16 protein-coding genes are annotated in these 25,803 nt (G+C 73.1%); 4 read left to right on the top strand and 12 right to left on the bottom strand.

Annotation, left to right across the window (positions count from 1 at the left end; all coding sequences use genetic code 11):
* Nucleotides 1-30 precede the first annotated feature (30 nt).
* From JMO03_RS17510 to recC, 6 genes are all read right to left on the bottom strand, one after another.
* A complete protein-coding gene (locus JMO03_RS17510; RefSeq protein WP_202845035.1) occupies nt 31-2,415 on the bottom strand; it encodes a TonB-dependent receptor in 2,385 nt (794 codons plus the stop codon).
* A gap of 419 nt (nt 2,416-2,834) precedes the next feature.
* On the bottom strand, nt 2,835-3,020 hold the full coding sequence (locus JMO03_RS21235) for a hypothetical protein (RefSeq protein ID WP_238346294.1): 186 nt from the start codon (nt 3,018-3,020) through the stop codon (nt 2,835-2,837).
* A gap of 59 nt (nt 3,021-3,079) precedes the next feature.
* Nucleotides 3,080-3,676 carry a DNA damage-inducible protein D gene (gene dinD / locus JMO03_RS17505; RefSeq protein ID WP_238346293.1) on the bottom strand — a complete coding sequence of 199 codons (597 nt, stop codon included), beginning with the start codon at nt 3,674-3,676 and terminating at the stop codon, nt 3,080-3,082.
* 34 nt (nt 3,677-3,710) lie between these two features.
* The gene (gene recD, locus JMO03_RS17500; RefSeq protein ID WP_202845034.1) at nt 3,711-5,771 is read right to left on the bottom strand and encodes an exodeoxyribonuclease V subunit alpha; all 2,061 of its coding nucleotides are present in this window, start codon (nt 5,769-5,771) and stop codon (nt 3,711-3,713) included.
* On the bottom strand, nt 5,768-9,622 hold the full coding sequence (locus tag JMO03_RS17490; RefSeq protein WP_238346292.1) for a UvrD-helicase domain-containing protein: 3,855 nt from the start codon (nt 9,620-9,622) through the stop codon (nt 5,768-5,770). Before JMO03_RS17490 ends, recD begins: the two co-directional genes overlap by 4 nt.
* Nucleotides 9,619-13,143 (bottom strand): exodeoxyribonuclease V subunit gamma, encoded by a 3,525-nt coding sequence (recC, locus tag JMO03_RS17485; protein ID WP_202845033.1) that lies wholly within the window; start codon nt 13,141-13,143, stop codon nt 9,619-9,621. The genes JMO03_RS17490 and recC overlap by 4 nt, the downstream gene beginning before the upstream one ends.
* Nucleotides 13,144-13,301: 158 nt before the next feature.
* On the opposite strand from recC, the gene JMO03_RS17480 reads away from it, so the two are divergent.
* Both JMO03_RS17480 and JMO03_RS17475 read left to right on the top strand, forming a co-directional pair.
* Nucleotides 13,302-13,817, top strand: coding sequence for a c-type cytochrome (locus JMO03_RS17480; RefSeq protein WP_202845032.1), 516 nt, complete (start codon nt 13,302-13,304; stop codon nt 13,815-13,817).
* A gap of 79 nt (nt 13,818-13,896) precedes the next feature.
* Nucleotides 13,897-15,687, top strand: a complete 1,791-nt coding sequence (locus tag JMO03_RS17475; protein WP_202845031.1) for an ExeM/NucH family extracellular endonuclease — start codon at nt 13,897-13,899, stop codon at nt 15,685-15,687.
* A gap of 33 nt (nt 15,688-15,720) precedes the next feature.
* Here JMO03_RS17475 and JMO03_RS17470 read toward each other — a convergent pair whose 3' ends face one another.
* Entirely contained in the window at nt 15,721-16,104 is a 384-nt protein-coding gene (locus JMO03_RS17470) for a MerC family mercury resistance protein (protein ID WP_202845030.1), read from the bottom strand.
* Between the two features lie 90 nt (nt 16,105-16,194).
* On the opposite strand from JMO03_RS17470, the gene JMO03_RS17465 reads away from it, so the two are divergent.
* Nucleotides 16,195-16,866, top strand: a complete 672-nt coding sequence (locus tag JMO03_RS17465) for an alpha/beta hydrolase (protein WP_202845029.1) — start codon at nt 16,195-16,197, stop codon at nt 16,864-16,866.
* Nucleotides 16,859-18,019: a cell division protein ZapE gene (gene zapE / locus JMO03_RS17460; RefSeq protein WP_202845028.1), complete on the top strand. Its 1,161-nt coding sequence runs from the start codon at nt 16,859-16,861 to the stop codon at nt 18,017-18,019. The genes JMO03_RS17465 and zapE overlap by 8 nt, the downstream gene beginning before the upstream one ends.
* 186 nt (nt 18,020-18,205) lie before the next feature.
* Here the strand turns inward: zapE and JMO03_RS17455 are convergent, their stop codons facing one another.
* From JMO03_RS17455 to ompR, 5 genes are all read right to left on the bottom strand, one after another.
* Entirely contained in the window at nt 18,206-19,738 is a 1,533-nt protein-coding gene (locus tag JMO03_RS17455) for a hypothetical protein (RefSeq protein ID WP_202845027.1), read from the bottom strand.
* A gap of 134 nt (nt 19,739-19,872) precedes the next feature.
* Nucleotides 19,873-22,317 (bottom strand): winged helix-turn-helix domain-containing protein, encoded by a 2,445-nt coding sequence (locus JMO03_RS17450; RefSeq protein ID WP_202845026.1) that lies wholly within the window; start codon nt 22,315-22,317, stop codon nt 19,873-19,875.
* 506 nt (nt 22,318-22,823) lie between these two features.
* A complete protein-coding gene (locus tag JMO03_RS17445) occupies nt 22,824-23,747 on the bottom strand; it encodes an alpha/beta hydrolase (protein WP_202845025.1) in 924 nt (307 codons plus the stop codon).
* Nucleotides 23,748-23,775: 28 nt separating this feature from the next.
* Nucleotides 23,776-25,032, bottom strand: a complete 1,257-nt coding sequence (locus JMO03_RS17440; RefSeq protein WP_202845024.1) for an ATP-binding protein — start codon at nt 25,030-25,032, stop codon at nt 23,776-23,778.
* A complete protein-coding gene (ompR, locus tag JMO03_RS17435; RefSeq protein WP_202845023.1) occupies nt 25,029-25,748 on the bottom strand; it encodes an osmolarity response regulator transcription factor OmpR in 720 nt (239 codons plus the stop codon). The genes JMO03_RS17440 and ompR overlap by 4 nt, the downstream gene beginning before the upstream one ends.
* Nucleotides 25,749-25,803: the final 55 nt, after the last annotated feature.

The raw sequence follows: 25,803 nt of genomic DNA, 5'->3' as shown, positions 1-25,803 counted from the left end.
AGGAACGCGTGCCATCCGCCGCCTCCCGTGTTACCAGGCGTAGTCTAGCCGAAGCCCGATCAGCGGCTCGGCCTCGCTGTCGTCGGCCACGTTGACGCCCCGGCGGTAGTCGAACTCGGTGTCGTCGGTCGAGGACGCCGAGGTGAGGTTGATGACGTCGAGGAAGGCGGTGACGTCGATGGGGCCGAAGGCCCGCCGGTAGTCGACGCGGGCGTTGAGCACGCCGTAGCCGTCCCTGCGGCCGACGCCGCGCTCGACCGTCTCGCGCGAGTAGCGCAGCGGCTGCCCCGGGCCCAGCACGTCATCATGGATGACGTAGGCGTCCTCCGGCCGGCCGGACAGGTACTTGTAGCGCGCGGCCACCTTCCAGCGGTCGGTGATCTCCCAGGTCACGCCGAGGTTGGCCACGTGCTCGCGGCTGAACTCGTCGGCCACGGCGCCGCGGCCGTCCTTGCGGTCGATCTCGGCATCGTTCCAGGAGTAGGTCGCGCTGGCGTACAGGCCTTCGCGGAGCGTGCCCTTGAGTACGACGTCGACGCCTTTGGAGGTGCCGTCGCCGATGTTGGCGAAGGTGCCGCTGGCGCGATCCTGGTCGACCACCAGGTTGTTGAGGTCCTGGTGGTAGGCTTCCGTCAGCACCGACCAGCGGTTGTTGAAGAAGTACTCGAAGCCGACGCTGGCGTGCCTGACCTCCTCGTTCTCCAGCGTGTTCGCCGCGTTGGCGGCGAGGTCGAGGTAGCGCGGCGACTGGTGGAACAGGCCCGCGGTCGCGAAATAGCGCGCGCTCGGACCCGGTTGCCAGTTGACCCGGAGCCGGGGCGAGACGAGGGTTTCGTCCGTCAGGCCGTCGCGCTCCACGCGCACGCCGGTGCGGATGTCCCAGGCGTCGCGCTTGAAGGCCTGGTCCACGTACGTCGCATAGTTCGTCGCTTTCCGGTTCAGGGCGGAGTCGATGTTCTCCGGCGTCAGCACGATGTAGCGCTGCGTGGGATCCGGCCTGAAGTCGTCGCTGTCGTAGACGTAGCGGATCCAGTCGCCGTCGAGCACGGTGCCGTAGTCCAGTTCGATCTGCGTCGCATGGACGCCCGCGCTGAACGTGCCCCAGCGGTTCACCACCGCGAAGTCGCTGCGCCAGCCGAGCTCGGTCTCGTCCTCGGTCACGGTGATGATGTCTTCGCGCACCGGGAAGTCGGAGGCGGGCGAGCCGGGGGGCACGAGGTCGGGAAACGCCTCGCCCTCCGAACTGATCTTGTGGCTGGCGCGGCGGTAGACCCTGTTGGTCCACGTGGCGTTCTCGCCGATCAGCGAGCGCAGGGTGAGGCCGTAGAGGTCGCTGTCCTGCCTGAAGTCGAGCAGCGCGGCGTCCTCGAAGTTGGGCGACTCGAAGACATGCGTCACGTCGCGCGTGTAGGTCTCGTTGGTGTCGATCAGCAGCACCTCGAGCGTGTTCGACGGGTTGATCGGCACGACCGACTTGACGATCACGTCGCGCAGCACGGGGTTGCCGATGTCCAGTTCCTCGATCGTTTCGAACAGCGACCCGAAATCCAGCCGGCGCGCGGACACCAGCAGGGTGGCGTCCTTGGTGATGCCGGCGGGCCCGTCGTAGCCGACTTCGAAGCCGGCGAGGTCGTAGCGCAGGCTGGCCGACGGGCTGGGGTTGCCGCCGGCCACCTCGAGCTTGAGCAACGAGGCGGCGCGCCCGCCGTAGGCCGGGCCCCAGCCGCCCGGCGAGAACTCGGCGCCGCTGATGACGTCCGGCGCGAAGATCGAGAAGCGGCCGCCGCCGCCGACGTCCTCGTCTTCGCCCAGCGTGGCGTCGAAGTGCACCGCCTTGTCGAAGGGGAACTCGTCGACGAAGACCAGGTTGTCCCGCGGCCCGCGGCCGCGCACGCTGAAGCTCGCGAACTCGCTCGCGGAGGCCAGCCCCGGCAGGCCGTCGAGCGAGAGCAGCGGATCGGCGCCACCGCCGACGGCGTCGCGCAACGTGTCCCGGTCGATGTAGGTGCTGGACGGCGACGACAGCGCATCGAGCGGCCGGGCCTGGACCACCACTTCATCGAGCAGCGGGATGCCGAGTTCGAACTCGACCCTGGAGTTCTTGCGCGTGATCACGCGGACGCTCGGCTCGTAGATCGTGGCGAAGCCGGCCTTGGCGATGTTGACCGCGTACAGGCCCGGGTCGAGCCGGTCGACCACGAGGCGGCCCTGCGCGTCGGTTTCCAGGGAGCGTGCGGAATTGGTATCGCGTTCGGTGAGCGTGACCGTCGCATTGGCCACTGGCCGGTCGGTCGTCTGGTCCTTGACGATGATGGTCAGGGCGCCGGGCGCCTCCGCGGCGTGCGCCAATAGCGAAAAGCCGATCAACTGTGCCGAAAGTGCCAGCGACAACGCCCGTCGCGCGTGCCTGCTCATATCGCCCTGCCTCCAGATTGTCGTGTCACGTCATGACGCGGTGCGAGGGTAAGGAGGCGAATGTCGCCAAAAGGTCGCCGGCGCGTGCCGCTGCCGATGCGGAGATTCGACGGGCTGCTTCGCGTCGCGTGCGCGCGACCGGCTATCCGGCAATCCGTCGAGGCGACGCCCCAGGCCCGACCACCTTCGGGTCTGTCGCGCGAGTGCATTGGGGGCCATCGCGGACGGCCGCGGCGAGAGGGGACGAGGTGGCGCGTGGCGCTCCTGCGATAGCCAAGGGCGCGGTGGATGTGGCGGGCGGATGCGTCGGGATGTCCATTAGGGCGGGATGAACAGCGCCCTCACTCGCTAGGCGTGGCCGCGGCGATGGGCCCCTCCTACAGGGGCGCGCAACTGCATCCGCTGTGCCTTGCGGCCTATCAATCGTCCAGGACGTCCGGCTTCTTGAGCACCTTCTTGTCTTCTGCCGCCAGGCGGCGCTCGACCTTCCTGACATCTTCTTCCGGCGGCAGGTTCTCCGGCACGATGCCGCGGCCAAGCAGGGTGTTGCGCACCGCCCGGTTGTTGGACACGTGCTCCTGCGAAATCGCCGATTCGCTGCGCATGCGTTGCTCGCGTGCGTTGTGGATGGTGATCTCGGTGGCGAAGTCCTTGGCCTTGAGGATCAGGGTGGGCGCGAAGTCGGCCAGGGGCGGCTGGCGGGCACCTGCCAGCGCTGCTTCATGTCCTGCGTGTTGCGGCCGAACAGCGCGTGGTCGCCCTTGCTGTGGATCGTGGCGAAGTCCTGGTTGCCGCCGGTCTGCTGGTAGATCACGCCGGACAGTTCCTTCTCGGTTTCGCTCAGCTTGCGGCGCGCCTGCACCCGTTCGGCTTGCAGCAGTCGCTGTTCGATCAGTTCGGCGCGACGGGTCTGCAGCGCGAAGTAGGTCTGTGCGAACGCGATTTCCTGCTTGCGTGGGTCGCCGTTCTGGGCGACCAGGTAGCAGGCGTAGCGCGTGAGCATGATGTCGTCGACCTCGCGCTGGCTGCCGGAGCCCAGATCGACCATTTTCCCGACGTCGGCAAAATGGTCTGGAACCGCATGGCCGGAGACTTCGCACGCGGTCTTGGCCTTTGAGACCACGTTGAGGAAGTTGTCCCATTTGCTGTAGCCGAGCAGGTGCTGCAGATCCCGGGCCAGCCAGAATTCGATCCCACCTTCGGTGTGGTTTGCGTGGGCCTCGAAGTTTTGCGTCAGGCTGTGGATCAAGTCCTTTTTCATCCTTTCTCTCCTTCCGTGCGCGTGCGTGGAACCCTCAGCCTACAGCGCCGCCACCCAACCGCCATCCCAGCCCCGACCATCGGCCGGCGTGCCGCGACAGGGCGCCGCGGAGCACGGCTTCGCCACCGGCTACGTGCAGCTGGCTGCGTGCGCGGGTCATGCCGGTGTAGACCAGCTCGCGCGACAGCACGCGGTTGTCGCGCTCGGGCAGCACCAGCCACACCTCGTCGAACTCGCTGCCCTGCGCCTTGTGCACGGTCATGGCGAAGGCGCTGTCGTGCGCGGGCAGTGAGGCGGGGTGGAAGGGGCGCGGGTGCTGCGGGTCGTCGCCGGGGAACCAGGCCATGAGCGTGCCGTCGTCGTCGCGCAGGCAGATGCCGATGTCGCCGTTGAACAGGCGATGGCGGTAGCTGTTCTCGGTGACCAGCAGCAGGCGGCCGTGGAAATGGCGGCCGGTGGTGGACGCGGGGCCGGCGCCGCGGCGGGTGCCGGCCAGCAGGTCTTCGATGCGGGCGTTGAGGCTGCGGGCGCCCTGGGGGCCTTCGCGCACGGCGGTGAGCAGGTGCAGGGCGCCGGCGCGGGCGAGGGCTTCGGCGGGGTCGCGGATGTCGGCCAGCGCGGTCCAGTGTGCGAGCAGGTGGTCGCGGTGGGATTGCAGAGGGTCGGTGTCGTCTTCGTGGAAGTGGACGCCGGAGAGCTGGCCGCTGCGCAGCAGGGACAGGGCGGTGGCGGTGTCGCCTTCGCGGACGGCGGTGGCGAGGGGGGCGAGGTCGAGGGTGACGCTCTGGCGGTAGTTGCGGGTGAGGTGGATGTGGTGGGCGGGGAAGGGCGGGATTCCTCGCTGCGCTCGGAATGACGGGGCCGGGTTGTCCGCGGCCTTGGGGGCCGATGCGGTGGGTGGGGTGGCTTGGTCGCGGCCATGGGCCGCTCCTACAGGGGGGGCGCTTGCGGCCGAGAGGATGCCGGCGAGGACGTCGCCTGCCTCCACCGAGGGCAGCTGGTCGGGGTCGCCGAGCAGGACCAGGCGCGCGCCGTCGGGCACGGCTTCGACCAGCTTGGCCATCAGCGGCAGGTCGATCATCGAGGCTTCGTCCACCACCACCACGTCGAACGGCAGCGGGTTGTCGGCATGGTGGCGGAAGGCGGGCGAGTCGGGGATGGTGCCGAGCAGGCGGTGCAGGGTGGTGCCGGTGGTGGGCAGCCGGGCGACGAGCGCGGGATCGATGCCGCGCGCGGGCAGGGCTTGGACGGCGTTGCGCACGCTTTCGGCCATGCGTTCGGCGGCGCGGCCGGTGGGCGCGGCCAGGGCGATGCGCGGCGGCGGGGCGCCGGCGGCGGCGGCCTGGGCGATGAGCGCCAGCAGCAGGCGGGTGATGGTGGTGGTCTTGCCGGTGCCGGGGCCGCCGGTGAGGAGCAGGAGGGGGTGGTGCTGGGCGGCGGTGATGGCCTGGGCTTGGGGGTCGTCGGCGCCTGCGGGCGCGCGGGGCGGTTGGGTGGTGGCTCCAGCGGGTTGCGGCGAGGGGTCGCTGGTGTGGTCGCGGCCATGGGCCGCTCCTACGAGGGGCGCGGTGCCGATGCGGTGGAGGCCGTCGGCGAGGCGGCGTTCGTATTCGCGGTAGCGGCGCAGGTAGACGAGGCCGTGCTCGTAAACGAGCGGGGCGTCGGGGGTGGATTCGAGGTCGCCGGCGGGCGGGAGGGCGACCCAGCGGGAGGCCTGCAGCGCGTCACGCCACGCGTCGAACGCGGGCCAGTCGATCGGCGCATCGACCAGGCGCTGCGGCTGCGCAGGGTCGAAGCCGGCGTGGCCCGAGGCGACGGCGAGCGAGGCGAGCGCGGCGGCGGCGAGGACGGTGTCGGGCGTGCCGGGATCGAGGCGGCGCAGGCTCTGGGCCAAGGCGTGGTCGAGCGTGCGCAGGGCGCCGGCCCTGGCGAGTTGCTGCAGCAGGCCGTTGGGGCGCGATGGCGGCGATGGCGGCGCGCCGGGTGGGTCACGGCTGTCGCGCGCGACGTTCGGGTCGCGCGTATCGGGCGCGGCGGGAGCGACCGTGGGGTCGGCGGGTTGGCCTTCGGGGAACAGCGGAAGCGTGGTGGTCATGCCGCGGCCTCCGTGGGCTGGCCGCCGAACAGTGCGTCGAGTGCGTCGACCAGCTCGGGCTCGAAGCGCCAGGCGTGGACGCCCTGCCCGTCGCTGCGCGCGGCGTCGACGCCGCGGCAGAAGACGTAGCGCGCGCCGCCGAAGTCGCGGGTGTAGTCGTAGGCGCTGCCCAGCCGGAAGCGCAGCCAGCGGTGCAGGGCCAGGGTGTAGAGCAGCGCCTGCAGGTCGTATTCGCTGTGGGTCATGGCCTCCGCCAACTGCGCGGGGCCGTAGCCGGGCAGGCGGTTGGACTTGTAGTCGAGCACGTACCAGCGGCCATCGTGGACGTAGGTGAGGTCGATCAGGCCGGTCATCAGGCCTTCCAGCCGGCGTCGCGCGCCGAAGCCCTGGCGCGCGGTGAGCAGGCCGTGGCGGTGCAGCAGCGCGAGCAATGCATCGATACGCGTAGGTGCGAGCGCGAACTGGAATTCGATCTCGGGGCGGCGCTGATGCGTGGGCACGTCGGCCAGGCGCACGCCTTCGGGCAGGGGCACGGTGAGGGTGTGGCCGATGAGCGGCGTGAGCGTGGCGATGCCGTCGTCGATGTCGTCGCCCGCGTAGCCGCCGGCGCGCAGGCGTTCGGCGATCAGGTCGGCGTCCTCGTCGCTGGGCGCGGGCGCGCCCGGCGTCCATGCGGACCAGCGCGCGAAGTCGGTGCGCTCGAGCACGTCGTGCAGCACCACGCCGAAGCGGGTGCCGGCGAAGCGCGGGTCGAAGGCGGCGGCCGCGGTGCCGGCGTGCGCCGGATCCGGGGGGTCGCGTGGGTCGACGCCACCGGCTGCAGCCACGTCGAAGTCCCTGCCCTCGCCCGCCTCGATGCCCGACGCGGGATCCAGGGCGGCGCCCGCGGCCGGATCGACTCCGGCGTCGGCACGCGCGCCTGTCTCCACCGACGCAGGCAGCGCCACCTCCATGCCGAGATCGGCTTCGCCCGCAGGCTCGTCGCGGCCGCCTTCCGCCGGCTGCGTGGCGATGGCCGCGGTGTCCTCCTGCCCGTCCGCGCTGGCGAGCTGGGTGAAGCTGTAGACCCACCAGTCGCTGGCCAGCGCGCGCCGCGCGATGCGCGCTGCTGGAACGGCTTCAGTGGTGGCCGGCGGCAGCCACGGCAATGTGTCCGGCGGAATGCTGTCGTCGAGCGCGACGGCATCGCCCAGCGCCGCCCGCAGCGCATCGGGGGTCGACACCATGTGCTGCAGCGGCGAGCGGTCGTGGTTGCAGAACAGGCCCGTCGCCAGCCACAGCGCGTGGCGTGCGCGGGTGAGACCGACGTAGAGCAGGCGTGCGTCTTCGGCGCGCTGGGCGAGCGTCCACGCGTCCTTGGCCGCGTCCCAGCCGGACGCGGACAGCAGCAGCTTCCAGTGCAGCACACGGCCGTCGTCGGCGTTGATGACGGCGCGCTGGCCGGGATTGCGCGTGTGCGGGCCGATGGCGGCGAAGGGCAGGAACACCAGCGGGTATTCCAGCCCCTTGCTCTTGTGCAGGGTCACCACCTGCACGCGACGGGCGTCGGATTCCAGCCGCAGCAGCTGGCTCTCGTCGTTGGCGTTGGCATCGGCGATGGCGTTCGCCAGCCAGTCGACCAGGCCGTGCAGGCCCAGCGCGCGACCCTGCGCATCCTGCAGCAGTTCGGCCAACTGGAGATAGTTGGTGAGGCGGCGCTCGCCGTCGAGCAGGCCGAGCAGGCGGCCGGCGTGCTGCGCGCACAGCGCGTTGACCAGGGCCAGCACGCCGCCGCGCTGCAGGCGTTCGCGCCAGGCCAGCGCCTCGAGTTGCCAGTGGCGCAGCGCCTCGCCATCGATATCGAGCGCGGCGATGGCAGTGGCATCCAGGCCCACCAGCACGGTGGACAGCGCCATGCGCAGGCGGCCGTCGTCGGCGCCGTGCAGCATGGCGAGTAAGAGCGCGTGCAGATCGCGCGCTTCGGGCGTGGCGAACAGGCTCTGCCGGCCGGCGGCAACCGCGGGAATGCCGGCCATCGCCAGCGCGTGGCGGATGCGCGTGGCCTCGGCATGCGAGCGCACCAGCACGGCGATGTCGCCGGCCTGCACCGGGCGGCCTTCGATGGTCGCGTTGCCGTCGCGCGCGTCGCACAGCACGCGGTGGATGGCGGCGACGCAGGCGCGGGTGGCGAGTTCGCGCGAGCGGGTGGCCCTGTAGGTTTTCGACTTGCCCTTGCTGTCGACCTCGTCCGGCGGCGGCGCGCGCCACAGGGTGAGCGCGGGCGCGGGTGCGCCGTCGCGGATGAAGTCGTCGTCGCGGCGCGTGCCGCCGGGCTGCACCTCGCGGAAGCCGATGCGCGGGTCGATGAAGGGTGGCGGGATGTTGTCGTCGGACCCGGCGGCGATCTGCGCCTGCGCGTACAGCGCCGACACCGCGCGCAGCACCGACGGGCGCGAGCGGAAGTTATGCGACAGCGGTGGCGCGTCGCGCGCGGTGCCGCGCGCGGCGAGGTAGGTTTCGACGTCGCCGCCGCGGAAACCGTAGATCGCCTGCTTGGGATCGCCGATCACGAACAACGCCGGCGGCTGGCCGTGCAATGCGGCGCTGGCGGCACCGAACACGTGGTCGAAGATGCGCCACTGGCGCGCGTCGGTGTCCTGGAACTCGTCCACCAGGGCCACGGCGTACTGCGCGCGCAGGCGCTGGACGAGGTCCGCGGCGTGCGGGCCGTCGATGGCATCGGCGACGCGGTCGATCAGGTCGTCGTAGGTCTGCACGCGCTGCTGGCGCTTGGCGCGGGCGACGCGCTGGCGGGCAGCGTCGCGCAGGCGGTGCAGCAGCTCGGCCCGGCGCGCGTCCTGCCACTCGACCATCGCGGCGAGCGCATCGAGATATGGCGGCACGGCATCGCAGATCGGGGAATCGGGCGTGCGGCCGGCGCCGGCCTTGCTGGTGCGCAGCTGCAGCGTCTCGCGCGTGAGCTGCGTTAGCTTGGGGTGCTCGAACGGCACGCTGCGTTCGCTGGCATGGCACCAGGCGTGCAGCGCGTCGAACAGGGCGTTGATCCATTCCCGCTTGTAGCTGCCGCCGTGCAGCACCTTGTTGTCGACGGCGGAGACGAGCGCGGCGCGGAAGTCCTCGCCATGTGCGCGGAAGGACTCGGCCAGCGCTTCACCGCTGGCGTGCAGGCGCGGCGCGGGATCGTCGGGAAGTTCATTCAGCGCGGGGCGCAGCGTGCGTTCGCGCACCAGCAGCGGCAGGTCGGTGGCCAGCGCCTGCGGGCCCTGCGGCCACAGCGCGAGCAGGTCGTCGGCGGCCTCCGCGTCGCGGCCGTGCGCGCGCCAGAGGTCGGCGGCGAGCGTCTGGTACAGCTGCACGTCGCTGGTCAGCAGCTCCGGCGCGTCGAAGGCCTGTCCCGCTTCCAGCGCGTGCTCGCGCAGTACGCGGGCGCAGAAGCCGTGGATGGTGAAGATGGCGGCGAGGTCGATGTCGTTGGCCGCCGCGTGCAGGCGGCGGCGCAGGGCGTCGGCGGTTTCGGTGCCCTGCGCCAGGTGCCCGTCGAGCACGGCGCGGGTGAGCGCGGCCTCGGGCGTGTCGTCGGCGGCGGGCGCCGTGCCGACGAGGCCGCAGGCCAGCAGCAGGCGCGCGCGGATGCGGCTGCGCAGCTCCTGCGTGGCGGCCTCGGTGAAGGTGACGGCCAGCACCTGGCCCACGCGCAGGCCGCGTTCGACCACCAGGCGCACCACCAGCGTGGCGAGGGTGTAGGTCTTGCCGGTACCGGCGGAGGCCTCGATGGCGTGGACACCATCGAGCGCGAGCGCGAGGTAGGGATCGCGCACCGCAGCGGGCATGGCACTGGCGTCGGCGCTCATTCGGCCTCCTCCAGGTCGAGCGCGCCGGCGATCGCGCGCAGGGCGGCCCGGTCGGTACCGGCGTAGAGTTCGCCCTTCACCACCGCCAGATAGATGCCCATCGCCAAGTCGATGAACGCGATCCGGGTGGCTTCATCGCTGAAGGGGTCGCGGCCGCGCAGCGCCAGGCGCAGGGCTTCGCCGCTGCTCTCGCCCCAGTTGAAGTCGCTGCCGTGCCACTTCTTCGCCGCAGCCTCGAGGCCCTTGCGCATGTCGTCGGCGCGGAAGAACTCCCAGCCGCTGTAGGGCGCGAACGGGAGCGGCTGGCGCAGGCCGCGCCCGCGCAGCTGGACCAGCATGCGCAGCAGCGCGCGCGCCTGCGCGGGATCGAGCGGCTCGCGCAGGTGCGGGCCGGCGCCGCATTCGCGATCCTCGTGGAACTCCACCAGCGGCATGGCCAGGCCGGCGGCGCTGGCCAGCAGCCAGTCCAGTCCGTTGCGGATCGCGGAGCGGCCGGCGGGCGGATCGAAGCGAACGCGCACGATGCCATGGTCGTAGACGTCGGCGATGCGGCCCTGCAGGGTCACGCCTTCCAGCGGCACTTCGAGGCGATGCGCTTCCGGCGTCGCGTCGCCGCGCCAGCCGCCGAAGGCGAGCGCGTACGGATCGACCTGTGCGCGCATCTGCTCCAGCGCGCGGCGCCCCAGATGACCGGACGGCAGCAGGCCGCGCGCGCGCAGCCGGGCGTGGGTGGTGGCATCGTCGTCCCCGCGCAGCACCGCGTCGAACACGGCCTGCTGCAGCACCTGGCGGGCGATGCCGCGGCCCGGAGCCAGCAGCGGTTCGACGTCCTCGTCGACGTCTTCGACTTCCGCCAGCCGCAACCCGAGGCGCTGGCGCAGGAAGACTTCGGCCGGCGCCTGCAGGAAGCGGCGCAGTTCGTCGAGCGTGAGGGTCGCGGGATGCACCGCGTCGCTGGCGGACGCGCTTGCATGCTCCGGTGCGGCACCCGCGGCCTCGTCGTCATCCAGCGCAGGCAGCGCCTCGCCGTCGAACCACGCCGGCAGCGGCACACGCTTCGCCATCGGCTGCGCCGCCGCCGGCCACCACTGTGCGCCGTAGGAAAAGCGCCGCGGCTCATCCAGGTCGCCGAACGCGGCCGGCGCGAACGGCTGCAGCGGGTGCCGCACCACCAGCGCCTCGCCCGCGTTCGCGTCGGGTACGTGCTGCGCATCCGCCGCGGCCAGCAGGTCGGCCACCAGCACCGAGGGTTCGCGCACGCTGCCGTCGCGCGGATCGGCGCCCTGGTAGCTGACATAGAACACGTCCTGCGCGGCGGCGAACAGCTGCAGGAACAGGAAGCGGTCGTCGTCGCGGGTGGAACGGTCGCCGCGCAGGCGCCGGCCGGCGGCGACGTCGTTGGCGAGGCGGTCCAGCCCGCCGGCCGGATCGCGGCGCGGGAAGGCGCCGTCGTCCATGCCCAGCAGGCAGATCGCGCGGAACGGCAGCAGCCGCATGGGCACCATGCGCGCGACGCTGACGCCGCCGGTGAGCAGCGGCGCGCGGGTGTCGGCCTCCGACAACGCGGCGGCGAAGTGCGCGCGCACGATCTCGGCCGGCACCGGGGTGTCGACGCCGGCGCGTTTCGCATCGCTGGCGAAGGTGTCGATCAGGCTGCGCAGGCGGTCGAGCGCGCGGCGCGTGTTCGCCGCCGCCGGCGGGCGCGGCAGCAGCGCATCGAGCAGGCCGAGCAGGCGCTCGCGCCAGCCCTCCGGCGGCAGCGCCTCGTCCAGCGAGCGCGCATGGCGCGCGAGCACGCGCAGCAGGCGCACCAGGGTGTCGAGCGCGTCGAGCGCGCCGCCTTCGAGCTCGGGCATCGGCGCGACGCTCTGGCCATCGGCGCCGGCGATCGGCACGTCGCTGCCGGTGGCGTGGCCGAGCAGCAGGCGATCGAGCGCGAAGGCCCAGGTGTAGGCGTCGTCGGCCGGCGCCTCCAGGCGCGCGCGGTGCGCGGCATCGATTCCCCAGCGAGCGCCGGCCGCATGCAGCCAGACGTGCAGGCGGTCGAAGGCAGCGGCGTCCAGTGCGGCGGCTTCGGCCAGCGGCGCGCTGGCGAGCAGGTCGAGCGTTTCCACCAGGCCGAAGCGCGCAACGGGCAACGCCAGCAGGCGCAGGAACACGTCGGCCAGCGGTTCCCCGGCGAGCGGGCTGGCGTCGGCGACGGCGTAGGGAATCGACTGGTTGAAGCCGGCGTCGCCGTGGCCGCGACCGCCGAACACCGCGTCGAGGTAGGGAAGATACGGATCGATGTCCGGGGCGAGCACCGCGACCTCGCGCGGCTGCAGCGGCGGATCGAAGCGCGGGTCCTCGAACAGCGCGCGCAGCTGGTCGTGCAGCACCTGCAGCTCGCGCAGGCGGGTGTGGCAGGCGTGGACCTGCAGGCTGGGATCGGCCTTGTCGACGGTCGCACGCAGCGCGAAGCCGGGCGCGGCGCGACGATGGAACAGGTCCGACTGCAGCCGCCGCAGCAGGCCGGGATCGAAAGCGGGGGAAAAACCGGGGTCAGAGTCGACTTTTCCCGTGCGATCATCACGGCCGGCAGAAGCATCCCGAAAAGTCGACTCTGACCCCGGCTTTTTCGGCTTTTCGCCCGGATCGGCATCGCCTCGGATCTCGATGTCCGGGTGCACGACCTCGTAGCCGCCCAGCACCGCCATGAAGTCGCGCCCGGCCTCGCCCCAGGCGCGCAGCAGCGGGTTCTCGCTGGCGGCCGCGTCGGGGTCGCCGTCGCGCACGCGCTGCAGGTCGCCCCAGTAGTCGCGGCTGGGCGAAGGCACGTAGAAATGCAGCGTGCCCACGCACGCCTGGGTGGCGATCACGCGCAGCACGTCGGGCGAGACGTTGAGGATGGCGAACGCGAACAGCCGTTTCGGCAGGCCGGCCGGCAGCGGCGCATCGGGTGCGGCGAAGCCCTCCAGATACGCGTCGATCCGGCGCGCGCGATGCCGGGTGCCGCCGGCCACGCGCCGCCACAGCGCGGCCTGCGGATCGCGCGGCGCCTCGCCCGCCTCCCAGCCCAGCAGCCAGTCGCGGCGCCAGGCCTTGTACTTCTCGAAGGCCTGGGCGAGCTCGCCCGAGAGCGACCAGGCCTTGAGCGGATCGGGCGCGCCCTCGAGGTAGGCGCGCAGCGGCTGCAGCGCGCGCTCGCGCAGCAGCGCCGGGTCGGCCAGCGCGGCGTGGATGCGCCAGCGCAGCGCGGCGGCATCGAGATCCTCACCGCGGCCGGGCACGTTGGCGTCCAGCGCGCGCTGCACGAATTCGCCCGGGGTGAGGAATTCCAGGTTCGCGGACACGCCATGCGCCTGCGCCAGCGTGGCCTGCAGCCAGCGGCGCAGCGCGACCTGCGGGATCAGCACCACGTCCGGTTCCAGCAACCCCTGCCCCGGCACCGGCCGACGCAGCTCCACCGCCAGCAGCCCGGCCAGCACGTCCAGGGCGTTGGAGTGGTAGAGGCGGAAGTCGGTCCGGGCGTCGGTGTGCATGCCCCGGGCATTGTGCAGGAACCGGTCGCAGCCCCCGATACGCCACCCGCGCGCCGGTGCCGGCGGCCCGCACCGGCGCACCGGGTAGTCGGGCGGGGTTTGGCGTTTATACTTCCGCGCTAGCTGCGGTCCGTCGGCCGCGTGCCAAGGGTGTTTTCGTGCGCAATTACGACCTCGAGTTCCTCAAGCGCTTTTCGATGGTGATCGGCTTCCTGGTGCTGGTCACGCTGGGCCTGATCGTCGGCGCGGCCTTCCTGCACCGCGCGCTGCCGCCGGAGGTCGACCCGGCCGCCGCCAAGCGCACCGAGTACCGGATCGCACCGGCCGGCGCGGTCTATGCCGGCAGCACCGGCGCGGCCGCGCAGGCCGCCGCCGCGACCGCCGCCGCCGCCGCCGCCGCCTCGCAGGTCGCCTACGGCGGCACGCTGGACGGCTCGGTGGTGTACCAGAACCTGTGCTCGGGTTGCCACGGCTCGGGGGCCGGCGGCGCACCGACCCTGGTCACCGCGCAGTGGGCGGCGCGCATCGCCCAGGGCAAGGACACGCTGTACCGGCATTCGATCGAGGGCTTCACCGGCAATGCCGGGGTGATGCCGGCCAAGGGCGGCAACCCCGCGCTGACCGACGAGCAGGTGCAGGCCACGGTCGACTGGATGCTCGACAACCTGCAGTAAGCTGGCCGCCACCGCGGTCCCGCGACGCCGCCTCCGGGCGGCGTTGTCGTTTCCGCGTCCCGCGAATCCGGAAACACGCATGCCTGTCCCCGCTCCGCGCCTCCCGTCGATCGTCCTGTCTTCGACCGTCCTGTGGCCGGCTGCCCTGCTGCTGGCCGGCCTGCTCGCGGGTTGCGAGACGCCGCCTTCGGAACCATCGGCCGCACCGCGCCCCGACGGCATCGTGGCGATCGGCCAGGTGCAGGGCGATGGCGCCACCAGTCCCCTGCTCGACCGGACCGTGGCGATCGAGGGCGTGGTCACCGGCAACTTCGCACGCCACCTCGGCGGCTGGTTCGTACAGGACGCGGGCGACGGCGATGCGGCCACCTCCGACGCGCTGTTCGTGGTCGCCGACGAGCCGCCGGAACTGCGGGCGGGCGACCGGGTGCGCGTGCGCGGGCGGGTGGTCGAACACGGCGACCGCGCCCGTGGCGCCCTGACCACGCTGCAGGCCGACGGCGTCGAGGTGCTGGGTCGCGGCGAGGTGGCGCCGGTGGTGCTCGCCGCCGCGCCTGACGACTGGGAGCGCTACGAGGGGATGCGCGTGCGCGTCGACGCACCGCTGACCCTCGACGGCCAGCACGAGCTGTCGCGTCGCGGCGTGCTGCACGCGAGTTTCGACGGGCGCCTGTTCGCCCCGACCGAACTCGCCGCGCCCGGCGCCGGCGCGGACCGCATCGCGGCCGACAACGCCCGCCGCCGGCTGCTGCTCGACGATGCGATGGCACAGGAAGACCCGCGCGAGGTCTGGTACCTCGAAGGCCGGCCGCCGCCGCGCTCGGGCAGCCGGGTGAACGGCGCCGAGGGTATCGTCGACCAGCGCTGGGGCGAGTACCGGCTGCAGCTGACCGCGGCGCCCCGGATCGAACCGGCACCGCGCCCGGTGCCGCCCACCGTGGCAGGCACGGTGCGCGTGGCCGCGTTCAACCTGCAGAACCTGTTCAACGGCGATGGCCGCGGCGGCGGCTTTCCCACCGAACGCGGCGCGCGGACGCCGGCGCAGCTCGAGGCCCAGCTGGGCCGCCTCGTGGCGACGATCCGCGCGCTCGATCCGCATGTGGCCGCGCTGATGGAGCTGGAGAACGACGGCTACGGGCCGGAATCGAGCATCGCCCAGCTGGTGGACGCGCTCAACGCCGGCGGCGGCGACTGGCGCTTCGTCGACAGCGGCCGCGGTCCGGGCGGCGACGCGATCCGCGTCGGACTGCTCTACCGGGCGTCGCGGCTGCGGCAGGCAGGCCGGCCGGCGATGCTGGAAGACGGCCCGTTCCGCGCGCACAGCCGGGTGCCGCTGGCGCAGGGGTTCGTACCGGTCGCGGCCGGTCGCGACGACGGCCCGGCCTTCGTGGTCGTGGCCAACCACTTCAAGTCCAAGGGCTGCAGGGAAGCCGAGGGCGCCGACCGCGACCAGGGCGACGGCCAGGCCTGCTGGAACGCGACCCGGGTCGAATCGGCGCGCCGGCTGCTGGCCTGGCTGGAGCGGGACCCTACCGGAACCGGCAGCGATCTGCTCGCCATCGTCGGCGATTTCAATGCCTACGCACAGGAAGATCCCATGCGCCTGTTGCGTGAGCAGGGCTGGCAGGACGCGATGGCCGTGGCGAAGGTGGACGGTGCCTACAGCTACGTCTACGGCGGCCAGGTCGGGCGGCTCGACCATGCCCTGCTCAGTCCCGCGCTGGCGGCCCGGCTGGCGGGCGCGGCGGTATGGCACAGCAACGCCGATGAGCCGAACGTCGGCCATCGCGCCGGGAATGCCCGCGATCGTGCGGCAACGCCCTGGCGCAGCTCGGACCACGATCCGCTGCTGGTAGGGCTGGACCTGTAGCGGGCAGGGCAGACCCGCCCAGGGAGCTCCCCCTCAACCGCAGGCCGGATGCGGCCGTCGACGCCAGTTCCAGCCATGTGCGGTGGCCAGCAACACGCCGCCGACGACGGTCGACGGCGTTTCCAGCGCCGGCGTCGGCCAGCCGATGGCCCCGGCCAGCAGGCCCGACAGGCCTGCCGCGGCCAGCCACCAGAGGCCGACGGGCAACGGGCGCTGCCGGTGCGCGCGCGCCAGTGCCACCGCCGCCAGCGGCAGGGCGATCGCGACCAGCAGCAGGTGCAGCCATTCGGCGCCGGCCGCGGCCGGGAGCGCGGGCAGCAGCGCCGCCGTGGCCGGCAGCAACAGGCAATGGGCCAGGCACAGGCCCGACAGGCCGATGGCCGAGGCGTCCAGCAGGGAGCCCGGAGGCGATTTCATGGGGTCGACCTCTTGAATTGTTATCTTGTAACACTAGCAGGGCTGTCAAGCCCGGCGTCCTGCAGCAGGCCGGCCGGTATCATGCGGACCATGCCGTCCCTCCCCGCCTTTCCCGCCGATGCCGGGACCCTGCTGCTGCCGGGTCCGGCGGGCATGCTGGAAGTCGCGGTCGACGCGCCCGACGACGATGTCGCGGCGCTGCCGCTGGTGGCGATCGTCTGCCACCCGCTGCCGACCGAGGGCGGCACGATGCACAACAAGGTGGTGACCATGGCCGCGCGCAGCCTGCGCGAGCTGGGCGCGACCACGGTGCGCTTCAACTTCCGCGGCACCGGCCACTCCGAAGGCGAATTCGACCAGGGCGACGGCGAGCTCGAGGATCTGCGCGCGGTCGCCGCCTGGGTGCGGGCGCAGCGCCCGGAGGCGGCGCTGTGGCTGGCGGGCTTCAGCTTCGGCGCCTACGTGACGCTGCGCGCGGCGGCCGGACTGCAACCGGCCCTGCTGCTGTCGATCGCGCCGCCGGCCGGGCGCTGGGACTTCGACGACATCGAACTGCCGACCATGCCCTGGCTGGTGATCCAGGGCGAGAACGACGAGATCGTCGATCCGCAGGCGGTCTACGACTGGCTCGAGCGCACTCGCGCCCAGGCCGAACTGGTGCGCATGCCCGACACCAGCCACTTCTTCCACCGCAAGCTGATCGACCTGCGCGGCGCGATCAAGCACGGCGTGCGCGCCTACCTGCCCGTCGCGGATGGATGACGCCACCCCGGCGGCTGCGCCGTCGCAACGCTACCGCGCCGGGATCGAACGCGGCGACTGGCAGGACGATCCGGCGCAGCACGCCGCGCTGCACGCGCTCGACCGCCTGCACGCCGCCCTGCTGCAACCGGCGCCGCGCCAGGGCCTGTTCGACCGCCTGCGCGGCCGCAAGACGCCGGCCGCGCCGGACGGCCTGTACCTGTGGGGTGGGGTGGGACGCGGCAAGACCTTCCTGGTCGACCTGTTCTATGCCGGATTGCCGCTGACGGAGATCCGCGGCGAAGCGCTGGCCGGCGGCCGGCCGGCGGACGGCCCGCCCGGCAAGCGCCGTACCCATTTCCACCGCTTCATGCGCCGCGTGCACGCGCTGCTGCGCACGCATTCGGGCGAACGCGACCCGCTGGCGACGATCGCGCGCGACTGGCGTGCGCGACTGCGGGTGCTGGTGCTCGACGAGTTCTTCGTCAGCGACATCGGCGACGCGATGATCCTGGCGCGGCTGCTCGAGCGCATGTTCGCCGAGGGCATCGTGCTGGTGACCACCTCCAACGTCGATCCGCCCGACCTGTACAAGGATGGCCTGCAGCGCGCGCGGTTCCTGCCGGCGATCGAACTGATCCGCCGCCACTGCCAGGTGGTGCACCTGGACAGCCCCACCGACTACCGTCTGCGCGCGCTGACCCGCTCGCCCGTCTACCGCGCGCCGCTGGACGCCGAATCGGATGCCTGGCTGGACTCGCGCTGGCGCGAACTGGGCGGCGACGATGCCCATCGCGAGGCCGGGATCGAGATCGACGGCCGCCGCATTCCCGTGCGCGCGCGCTGCCAGGACATGGCCTGGTTCGATTTCGACGCGCTGTGCGAAGGCCCGCGCGGCGCCACCGACTACATCGAGATCGCGCGCGAGTTCCACACCGTGCTGCTGGGCGGGATCCCGGTGCTGGACGCCACGCGCGACGACGCGGCGCGGCGTTTCGTCACCCTGGTCGACGAGCTGTACGACCGCCACGTCAACCTGGTCTGCACCGCCGATGCCGCGCCGCACGCGCTGTATGCCGGCGAACGCCTGGGCGCCGCGTTCGAGCGCACCGCATCGCGGCTGGTCGAGATGCAGGGCGCGGACTACCTGGCCAGCGGCCACCTGGGCGCCTAGCGCGCGAACGTGCGCGCCGGACGGCCAGGTCACGTTCGCCGTCCGGCGGTCCGAGCGCCAAGGCCTGCCCCTCGCGCGCCGACCCGGGTGCGGCTTCGCCTTACCCGGGCTACGCAGGACCCGCCCCGTAGCGCGGGGTCGGCCTCACGGCGACCCGCGCGGCTCCACGCACGCCGGGAGCGACGTTCAGTCGGGCTTGCGCGGCAGGCGCAGGCCCGGTCCCGCCGTGCCGCGACGCGCGTGCAGGCCGGTGACCATGCCCGCGCGGTCGCGGGTGAAGGCGATCAGCATGCCGCTGCTGCGGTCGAGGTAGCGTCCGCCGCCGAGCGGCAGCAGGGCCTGCAGCCGGTCGCGGCGCGCGCCGCCGAGCAGGCGCGCGCCGTGCGGTTCGACGAAATAGCGCTGGCCGCGGCCGGTGCCGAATTCGCCCGAGGGCTTGTCCTCGTAGCGCGCCTGGTCGCGCGCCGGCGCGTCCGCGGCCACGAGCGCCTGCGTGCGTGGCGGCTTGGTCCGCGGCGGGCACGCGGTGTAGTCCGCGCGGCCCCCGGTCGCCCGCGGCGTCGCGCCGAAGTCCACGCGCCAGCCGCGCACGGTCTCGCTGGCGTCGATCCCCCAACCCACCAGGTAGCGGCCGTTCGCGGACATGCCGGTGACCTCCACCTCGGGCCAATCGTCGAGCGCGCGCTGGCCCAGGCCACGCAGGTAGGTCTGCAGGTCGTGCATCGTGCCGCCGGTTTCGGTGCCGATCCACAGGAAGCCCTTGGCCACGTTGCGGGCCCAGCCGCCGCCGGGCGGCACGTCGTCGTAGTAGTAGCTGCCGGCGATGACGTTGCCCGACGCGCTGGTGGCGTAGGACTGGTAGCGCAGCGCGGTGCGCGTCACGCCCTGATGGGGATTGAAGTGGCACACCCGGTCGCCGCGGTCGCTGCGCAGGTAGCGCCAGGCCAGCACCGGCTGGTCGCCGCTGTAGCCGCCGCCACCGCCGGCGATGACCGAGCAGTCGGCATTGCAGCGCAGCGTACCGGCATCCAGAGCCGTGCCGCTGCCGTCGCGGAGCTGGCGGATGTCGCCCTGTTCCCAGATCACCGCGTGGTAGGCGCTGCTGAAGCCGGTAGTGGAGATGCCGACCTGGGTCAGGCCGTCGTCGGAGGTGTCGGTGGCCTCGGAATAGGTGCCCTTGCGCAGCATCGGCAGTTCCGCCCAGCCGAAGTCGACCCAGCGGTCGACCGCGTCGTCCGGGTTGTAGCTGAAGCCGCGGTACTGGTAGTAGTCGACCGGGCTCGGCACCGTGTAGCCCGCCAGCCGCGCGCCGTTGGCCGAGATCGCGCTGGCGTGGGTCTCCCAGCCCGGCAGCGGCGGGATCATGTCCTGCTCGGCGAGCGTCTTCCAGCCGCCGGCCTCGGTCCAGAACGCCGCGATCGGGCGGTCGGCCATGACCGTGGCGCCGATGGTGCGGCCGTCGGCCGAGACATCCGGACGCCCGCTGGCGAGGCCGCCGATGAGCCGGGTGCCGCCGGCCGCGGTCCAGCGGGTGACGCCGTTGCCGGCCGGATCGGCGTCGAAGCGCACCTGCACCCCGACCACCACCGCGCCGTCGTCGGACACGGCCTGGACGAAGTTCTCGGCGCCCAGGTCGGTGACGACCGGGATCGCGGCCAGGGACGGGCCGGCGGCGAGTGCGGCGGCGCAGGCCAGGCCAAGCAGTGAGGGTCGGGGCATCGGCAGGATCTCCTCGATTGGGAGTGACAGGGGCTCGGCCGGCGCCGCGGGGGCAGCGCCGGCGCGGCGCGCGGAACCGCTGGATCGTGCCCCCCACGCCGGCCGCCGCGCATTCTCGATCGATGACAGGTGCGTTACTGGCCGCTGACGGCCCGCGGCAGCGCGGCGTCGGCGGGCGGCAGGGCACGTTCGCCGGCGAGGCGTTCGGCCGCGCGACGCGCGTCCGCGGCCAGCGCCTTGTCGCCCAGCGCCTCGGCGAGCTGCAGCTGCAGCACGGCGCAGTCGTGGCAGCGGTCCAGCCAGGGTGCGATCCGCCCGACCAGGGCGGCGGCATCCTGGGCGCGGCCGCGCCGCAGCAGCCAGGGCGCGTGCACGACGACCACCTCGACGATCTCCGCCGGCGCGCCGCGAGCCTCGGCGGCGGCGAGCGCGGCGCGCAGGCCGACTTCAGCTTCGGCGCCGGCGGCGTCGCCGCGTTCGACCGCGTCCGCCAGCAGCAGGGCCGGGGTCGGTCGCTCCGGGGTTTCTACCCGTGCGGCGGACACCGGGGGAAGATCGGCCGCGCGAGCGGCCTGGGCGCGACGCAGGCGGACGTGGTCGTACAGGGCGTCGCCGGGTGGGCGGGTCCAGTCGGCGAGGATCGCGTCGGCGATCGCCACCGCGGCGGCGGGCTCGCCGCTGCGCCAGGCAAGCTCGATCCGGGTCTGCGCCCGGCGGTGCTCGTACGGGGGCGTGCTGCGGGCGGCGATGTCCGGCGAGTCGAGCACCTGCCGCGCCTCGGACAGGCGGCCGAGCGCGATCAGCGCGTTGGCGCGGTCGAGCGCGGCCGCCAGCCGCAGCGACGGATCCGGGGTGCGCGGCAGCAGGGCCTGCACCTCGTCGCTGACCGCCAGCGCGGCCGCAGCATCCAGCCGCAACAGGTGCGCCGCGGACATCGCCGAGCGCGTGACCTGCAGCTCGTTCATCGCGGACGAGCCCTCGAAGACCGCGAGCGCGTTGCCCAGGTACTCCAGCGCCTGCGCCGGGCGGCCGCGCCCGAGTTCCAGCGCGCCCAGGTTGGCGTCGACCCGCGCCACGGCGAGGCGGTCGCCGGCGCGCTGCAGCCGGATCCGCGCCGCGCCGAAATCGGCGATCGCCTCGTCCTCGCGCCCGAGCGCGGCGCGCGTCACCGCGCGGCCCATCAGCACGCTGCCGTGCTCGAGGTCGCCTTCGCGACCGGCCAGGGCCGAGGCCGCCTGGTTGAAATCGCGTTCGGCTTCGTGCAGTGCGTTGCGGCGGATCCGCGCCCCGCCGCGGTAGGACAGCAGTCGCGCACGGAACAGCGGATCGCGCGCGGCCTCGGGGTCGCGCAGCAGCGCGTCGATCGCGCGTTCGGCCGCGTCCAGCTCGCCGGCGCGGTAGTCGACCTGGGCCAGCCGGAAGCGCAGCTGCGGCTGCGACAGCTGCGAGGGCGGGGCGTCCTCGAGGATGCGTCGCGCGGTGGCCAGCTCGTTGGCCAGGAACGCGGCGCGGACGCGCTGCAGACGTTCTTCGAGCGCCAGTTCGACGCCGTCCCCGCCGCCCGGGGCGGCATGTCCCAGCGCCGCCAGCAGGCGATCGCACGCCAGTGCCGCCGCGGACAGCAGGTCGGCGGCCTCGGCCTCGGCCTCGAGCCGCACGCCGTCGGCGCCCTCGGCTTCGAGGCGCAGGCGCCATCCGTCGCCGGCGCGCTCGACCGCGCCGGTCACCACGGTCGCCGCGGAGAGGTGGCGGGGCAGGTCGTCGCCGCTGCGCTCCGCATCCGCGTTGCCCAGCAGCGACAGGGTGCTTTCGCTCGGCGGCACCGAGAGTCCGGCCGTGCGCATGCGATCGGCGACGTAGTCCATCAGTCCCAGCCGCGCCCAGGCGATGTCCTCGCCGTCCCCGATCGCCAGCGGCAGGATCATGGTGACGGCGTCCGCTTCCGGTGCGGACGCGATGGGCGCGGACACGGACTCCAGCCGCAGCAGCCACGTCAGCATCGCCGCGACGAGCACCACCGCCATGGCGGCGGCCGCGATCCAGCGCTTGCGACCGGCCTGCGCCACCTGGCCTGCCCCCGTCGCGGGTGCGCCATGGGACATCCGCGCGGCCCCGGCTTCCTGCTGCAGGGTCTGTATCGCGTCGTCCGCGTGCGGGACGAGGCTGTCGTTCTTCTCGGCATGCGCGTGCGGGACAGCGCCCTCGTCCCCTTCAGCCGGCACCGGCGCCGATGCATCCGCGCTGCCTTCGACCGCACGCGTCGCCGCCATCCAGCGGAAGCCGAAACGCGGCACCGTGCCGATCGTGTGCTGGGCATGTCCGTCGTCGTCGACGCAACGCCGCGCACGCAGGATCACCTGCGCCAGCTGGCCGTCGCTGACATCGGTCCGGTGGAACACCGCCTGCAGCAGCTCGTCCCGGCCCACGGCACGGTCCCGGTGCAGGACCAGGCATTCCAGGCACTCGAAGATTCGCACCGGCATGTCCACTGTCGCACCGTCGCGGCGCAGTTCACGCCGCGCGAGGTCGAGCTCGAACGCGCCGAAACGGAAAGCGGACGGGGGCGGGGCGGGGGACAAGGACAACAGGGCGCATGACCGGATTTGCGACGCAAGGATGACAGACCCGGCCGCGCCGCGGCCATGCGACGCCGGACAGGCGCCTGCCCGTCGCGCCCCATTCCCGGTGCGGCTTCGCCTTGCCCGGGCACGCCGGATTCCACCACGTAGCCCGGATAAGCCCGCAGGGCGCATCCGGGGTCCGGGCACACCCGCCGCGCCCCATCCCGGGTGCGGCTTCGCCTTGCCCGGGCACGCCGGATTCCACCACGTAGCCCGGATAAGCCCGCAGGGCGCATCCGGGGTCCGGGCACACCCGTCGCGCCCCATCCCGGGTCCGGCTTCGCCTTGCCCGGGCGACGCCGGATTCCACCACGTAGCCCGGATAAGCCCGCAGGGCGCATCCGGGTCCGGGCACACTCGCCGCGCCCCATCCCGGGTGCGGCTTCGCCTTACCCGGGCGACGCAGGGATTCCGCCACGTCCCACGCCCGCGCCCGCCGCCGGTCGCAATCCACGTTCCGGACGTCAGTCGGGCAGCGACCGGATGAACCGGTCCACCGCCTCGGTGTAGTCCGAGCGCGTGCCGAGCAGGCGGTTGACCTCGCCGTGCGAGAGATCCTGCTCGAGTACCTCGATGCGCACGCCCAGCGCCGACGCTTTCTGCTGCATCGCCCGCCCCTGCGGGCAGGCATCGGGCCTGCGCGTGGAGCAGACCAGCAGCATCGGCGAGCCCTCGCGCGTGAGCTGGTGGTGCGGGGAGGCGGCGATCCAGTCGTCGGGGTCGTCGCCGAAGGCGCGATGGTAGAGCTGCGGGATGCGCGGGCGTCGCATCAGGTCCGGCACGTCCAGCGCGCCGCTGTCTAGCGACACCACGCCGAGCGGACGCGACGCACCGGCTTGCCGCCACAGCGTGGGCGATGCCGCCACCAGCGCCGCCAAGTGCGCGCCCGCCGAATGGCCCATCAGCACCACGCGCGCAGGATCCGCGTTCCAGTCGGGCGCATGCCGCTGCACCGCCGCCAGCGCGCGGGCGATGTCGCGCGCCTGGTCCAGCGGCGTGGTGTCGGGTCGCATGCGGTAGTTGGTGGAGACGAGTACGTAGCCCTTCGGCAGCCAGTACCCGGCCTTGTCCGGGATGTTGCCGGGGTTGTCCTTGTTGCCGTGGGCCCAGCCGCCGCCGTGCACGAACAGCAGGACCGGCGCGCCGCGCGCCTGCGCCGGGAGGTAGGCATCGAAGGTCTGGCGCGGATCATCGCCGTACGCCAGGTCGGCGACCCGGCGCGCACCCGCGGGCAACGCCGGCGGCTGCGCGGCCGGACGCAGCGAGGCTTCGCGCGCGCGCTGCAACCGTTCGCGAAACCCCTGCGCGACCACGGGTACGCAGGCCGAGGCCAGCATCGCGAGCCCGGCGGCGAGGACGGCGATGACCAGTGGCAGGGAGGGTCTCATCGGAGTTTCTTGCAAGTGTCGAGAGGGATCAGGCGCCGCGCAGGCGCATCTGCGCGCGCAGGCCGCGCGGGGCCTGCGACAGCAGGCGCAGTTCGCCGTGGTGCTGGCGCGCCACGCGCGCGACGATCGCCAGGCCCAGGCCGGAACCGCCGCGATCGCCGTGCACGAACGGCCGCTGCACGCGCTGCACCTGTTCGTCCGGAATGCCGGGGCCGGCATCGGCCACCTCGACGCACCAGGCGTCGCCGTCGCGCGACAGCGACAGCGACAGCGGTGGCGCGCCGTGGCGGCCGGCGTTCACCACCAGGTTCTCGACCGCGCGCAGCAGCACCATGGGCCGCCCGTGGATCGGCGCCGAGTCCGGCAGGTCGACCGCCCACTCGCCCTCGCCGGCGGCCAGCGCGTTGCGGCAGACCTGCACGAGGTCGACCAGCTCCACGTTCTCGTCGCGACCGTCGCGCGCATAGGCGATGAACTGCGACAGGATCGCGTCGATCTCGGCGATGTCGCGGTACATGCCCGCCTGCAGCTCGCGATCGGTGTCCGGCACCAGCGCCAGCGCGTACTGCAGCCGGGTCAGCGGCGTGCGCAGGTCGTGCGATATGCCGGCCAGCATCACCATGCGCTCCTCCGCCGCCTCGCGCACCTCGCGGTTCGCCTCTCCGAGCGAGCGCGCGAGTTCGACCACCTCTGCCGGCGCGGGCCCGAGCGCGGGCACGGCATCCTCGCCGCGCACCAGCGCCGGCGCCGCATCCGCCAGTCGCCGCAACGGCTGCACCAGCCGCCGCGCGAAGTGGGCGGCCGCGGCCCAGACCAGCAGCACGCAGCCTGCCAGCATCAACGCCGAGAACCGGCGCACGCCGGCGCCGCGCCGATCGTGCACCAACGCCACCCAGACCGGCGGCGACAGCTCCAGCCGCAGCCACAGCACGTTGCCGGCGTCGCCGTCGCCCAGGCGCAGGTCGCGCTCCGGACCCAGCACCGCGCGCGCGCGCGCCTCGAACCGGCGCATCACCGCCAGCGGCCGCGTGCGCACCGCGGCGGGCGCGTCCTCGCGCAGTTCGATGCCGGCGGCGCTCAGCCGTTGCAGCGCCTGCGTGCGGCGGCCGTCGCGGGCCAGCGCTTCCACGGCGTCGGCGAGGCCGTCGACATTGCGCAGCAGCTGCGCGGTGGCCGGGCGCGCGGCGAACTCGCGGCCCAGGAGCAGCGCCAAGGTCGCCGCGCCGGCGAGCACCAGCGCGATCACCAGCGCCAGTTGCGCGAACACCGAGCGTGGTGCGTTCATGGCGCCTCCGGCGGCACGAACACGTAGCCCACGCCCCACACCGTCTGCAGGATCCGCGGCTGCTTCGGGTCGTCCTCGATCAGCTTGCGCAGGCGGGCGATGGCGACATCGATGCTGCGCTCGAACGCATCGTGTTCGCGGCCGCGCGCCAGGCTCATCAGCCGGTCGCGGCTCAGCGGTTGCCGCGCATGCCGCACCAGCACCGCGAGCACGGCGAACTCGCCGGAGGTGATCCGCAGCGGTTCGCCTTCGCGGCGCAACTCGCGCGTGGCCAGGTCCAGCTGGAATCGTCCGAACACGACCTGCCCGCCATCGGGCTGCGGCGCGCCCGCCATCACGCCCGGTGCGCGCCGCAGCACCGCGCGGATCCGCGCCAGCAGTTCGCGCGGATTGACCGGCTTGGGCAGGTAGTCGTCGGCGCCGATCTCGAGCCCGACGATGCGGTCGATCTCGTCGCCCTTCGCGGTCAGCATCACGATCGGCGTGGTATCGCCCTGGCCGCGCAGGCGCCGGCAGATGTCCAGCCCGTCCTCGCCGGGCAGCATCAGGTCGAGCACGATCAGGTCGTAGTGGCCGCGGGCCAGCGCCTGGCGCATCTGCATGCCGTTGCCGGCGCCGCGCGCCTCGAATCCCTGCGTCTGCAGGTAGCGCAGCAGCAGCTCGCGCAGGCGCTCGTCGTCGTCGACCAGCAGGATCCGGGGGGCGTCTTCGACCATGCGGCGCACTATCGCCGGCCGGCAGCGCCCCCGCAAACACGCCGCCGCGGCCGAA

Source organism: Luteimonas saliphila (assembly GCF_016774335.1).
Classification (GTDB): domain Bacteria; phylum Pseudomonadota; class Gammaproteobacteria; order Xanthomonadales; family Xanthomonadaceae; genus Luteimonas; species Luteimonas saliphila.
This window is presented reverse-complemented; position numbering and strand designations above follow the sequence as displayed.

What these genes read in the sequence shown, in the direction of transcription:
- JMO03_RS17510 (WP_202845035.1), bottom strand. Translation starts at nt 2,415, where the DNA reads ATGAGCAGGCACGCGCGACGGGCGTTGTCGCTGGCACTTTCGGCACAG.
- JMO03_RS21235 (WP_238346294.1), bottom strand. Translation starts at nt 3,020, where the DNA reads ATGCGCAGCGAATCGGCGATTTCGCAGGAGCACGTGTCCAACAACCGG.
- dinD (WP_238346293.1), bottom strand. Translation starts at nt 3,676, where the DNA reads ATGAAAAAGGACTTGATCCACAGCCTGACGCAAAACTTCGAGGCCCAC.
- recD (WP_202845034.1), bottom strand. Translation starts at nt 5,771, where the DNA reads ATGACCACCACGCTTCCGCTGTTCCCCGAAGGCCAACCCGCCGACCCC.
- JMO03_RS17490 (WP_238346292.1), bottom strand. Translation starts at nt 9,622, where the DNA reads ATGAGCGCCGACGCCAGTGCCATGCCCGCTGCGGTGCGCGATCCCTAC.
- recC (WP_202845033.1), bottom strand. Translation starts at nt 13,143, where the DNA reads ATGCACACCGACGCCCGGACCGACTTCCGCCTCTACCACTCCAACGCC.
- JMO03_RS17475 (WP_202845031.1), top strand. Translation starts at nt 13,897, where the DNA reads ATGCCTGTCCCCGCTCCGCGCCTCCCGTCGATCGTCCTGTCTTCGACC.
- JMO03_RS17470 (WP_202845030.1), bottom strand. Translation starts at nt 16,104, where the DNA reads ATGAAATCGCCTCCGGGCTCCCTGCTGGACGCCTCGGCCATCGGCCTG.
- JMO03_RS17465 (WP_202845029.1), top strand. Translation starts at nt 16,195, where the DNA reads ATGCCGTCCCTCCCCGCCTTTCCCGCCGATGCCGGGACCCTGCTGCTG.
- zapE (WP_202845028.1), top strand. Translation starts at nt 16,859, where the DNA reads ATGGATGACGCCACCCCGGCGGCTGCGCCGTCGCAACGCTACCGCGCC.
- JMO03_RS17455 (WP_202845027.1), bottom strand. Translation starts at nt 19,738, where the DNA reads ATGCCCCGACCCTCACTGCTTGGCCTGGCCTGCGCCGCCGCACTCGCC.
- JMO03_RS17445 (WP_202845025.1), bottom strand. Translation starts at nt 23,747, where the DNA reads ATGAGACCCTCCCTGCCACTGGTCATCGCCGTCCTCGCCGCCGGGCTC.
- JMO03_RS17440 (WP_202845024.1), bottom strand. Translation starts at nt 25,032, where the DNA reads ATGAACGCACCACGCTCGGTGTTCGCGCAACTGGCGCTGGTGATCGCG.
- ompR (WP_202845023.1), bottom strand. Translation starts at nt 25,748, where the DNA reads ATGGTCGAAGACGCCCCCCGGATCCTGCTGGTCGACGACGACGAGCGC.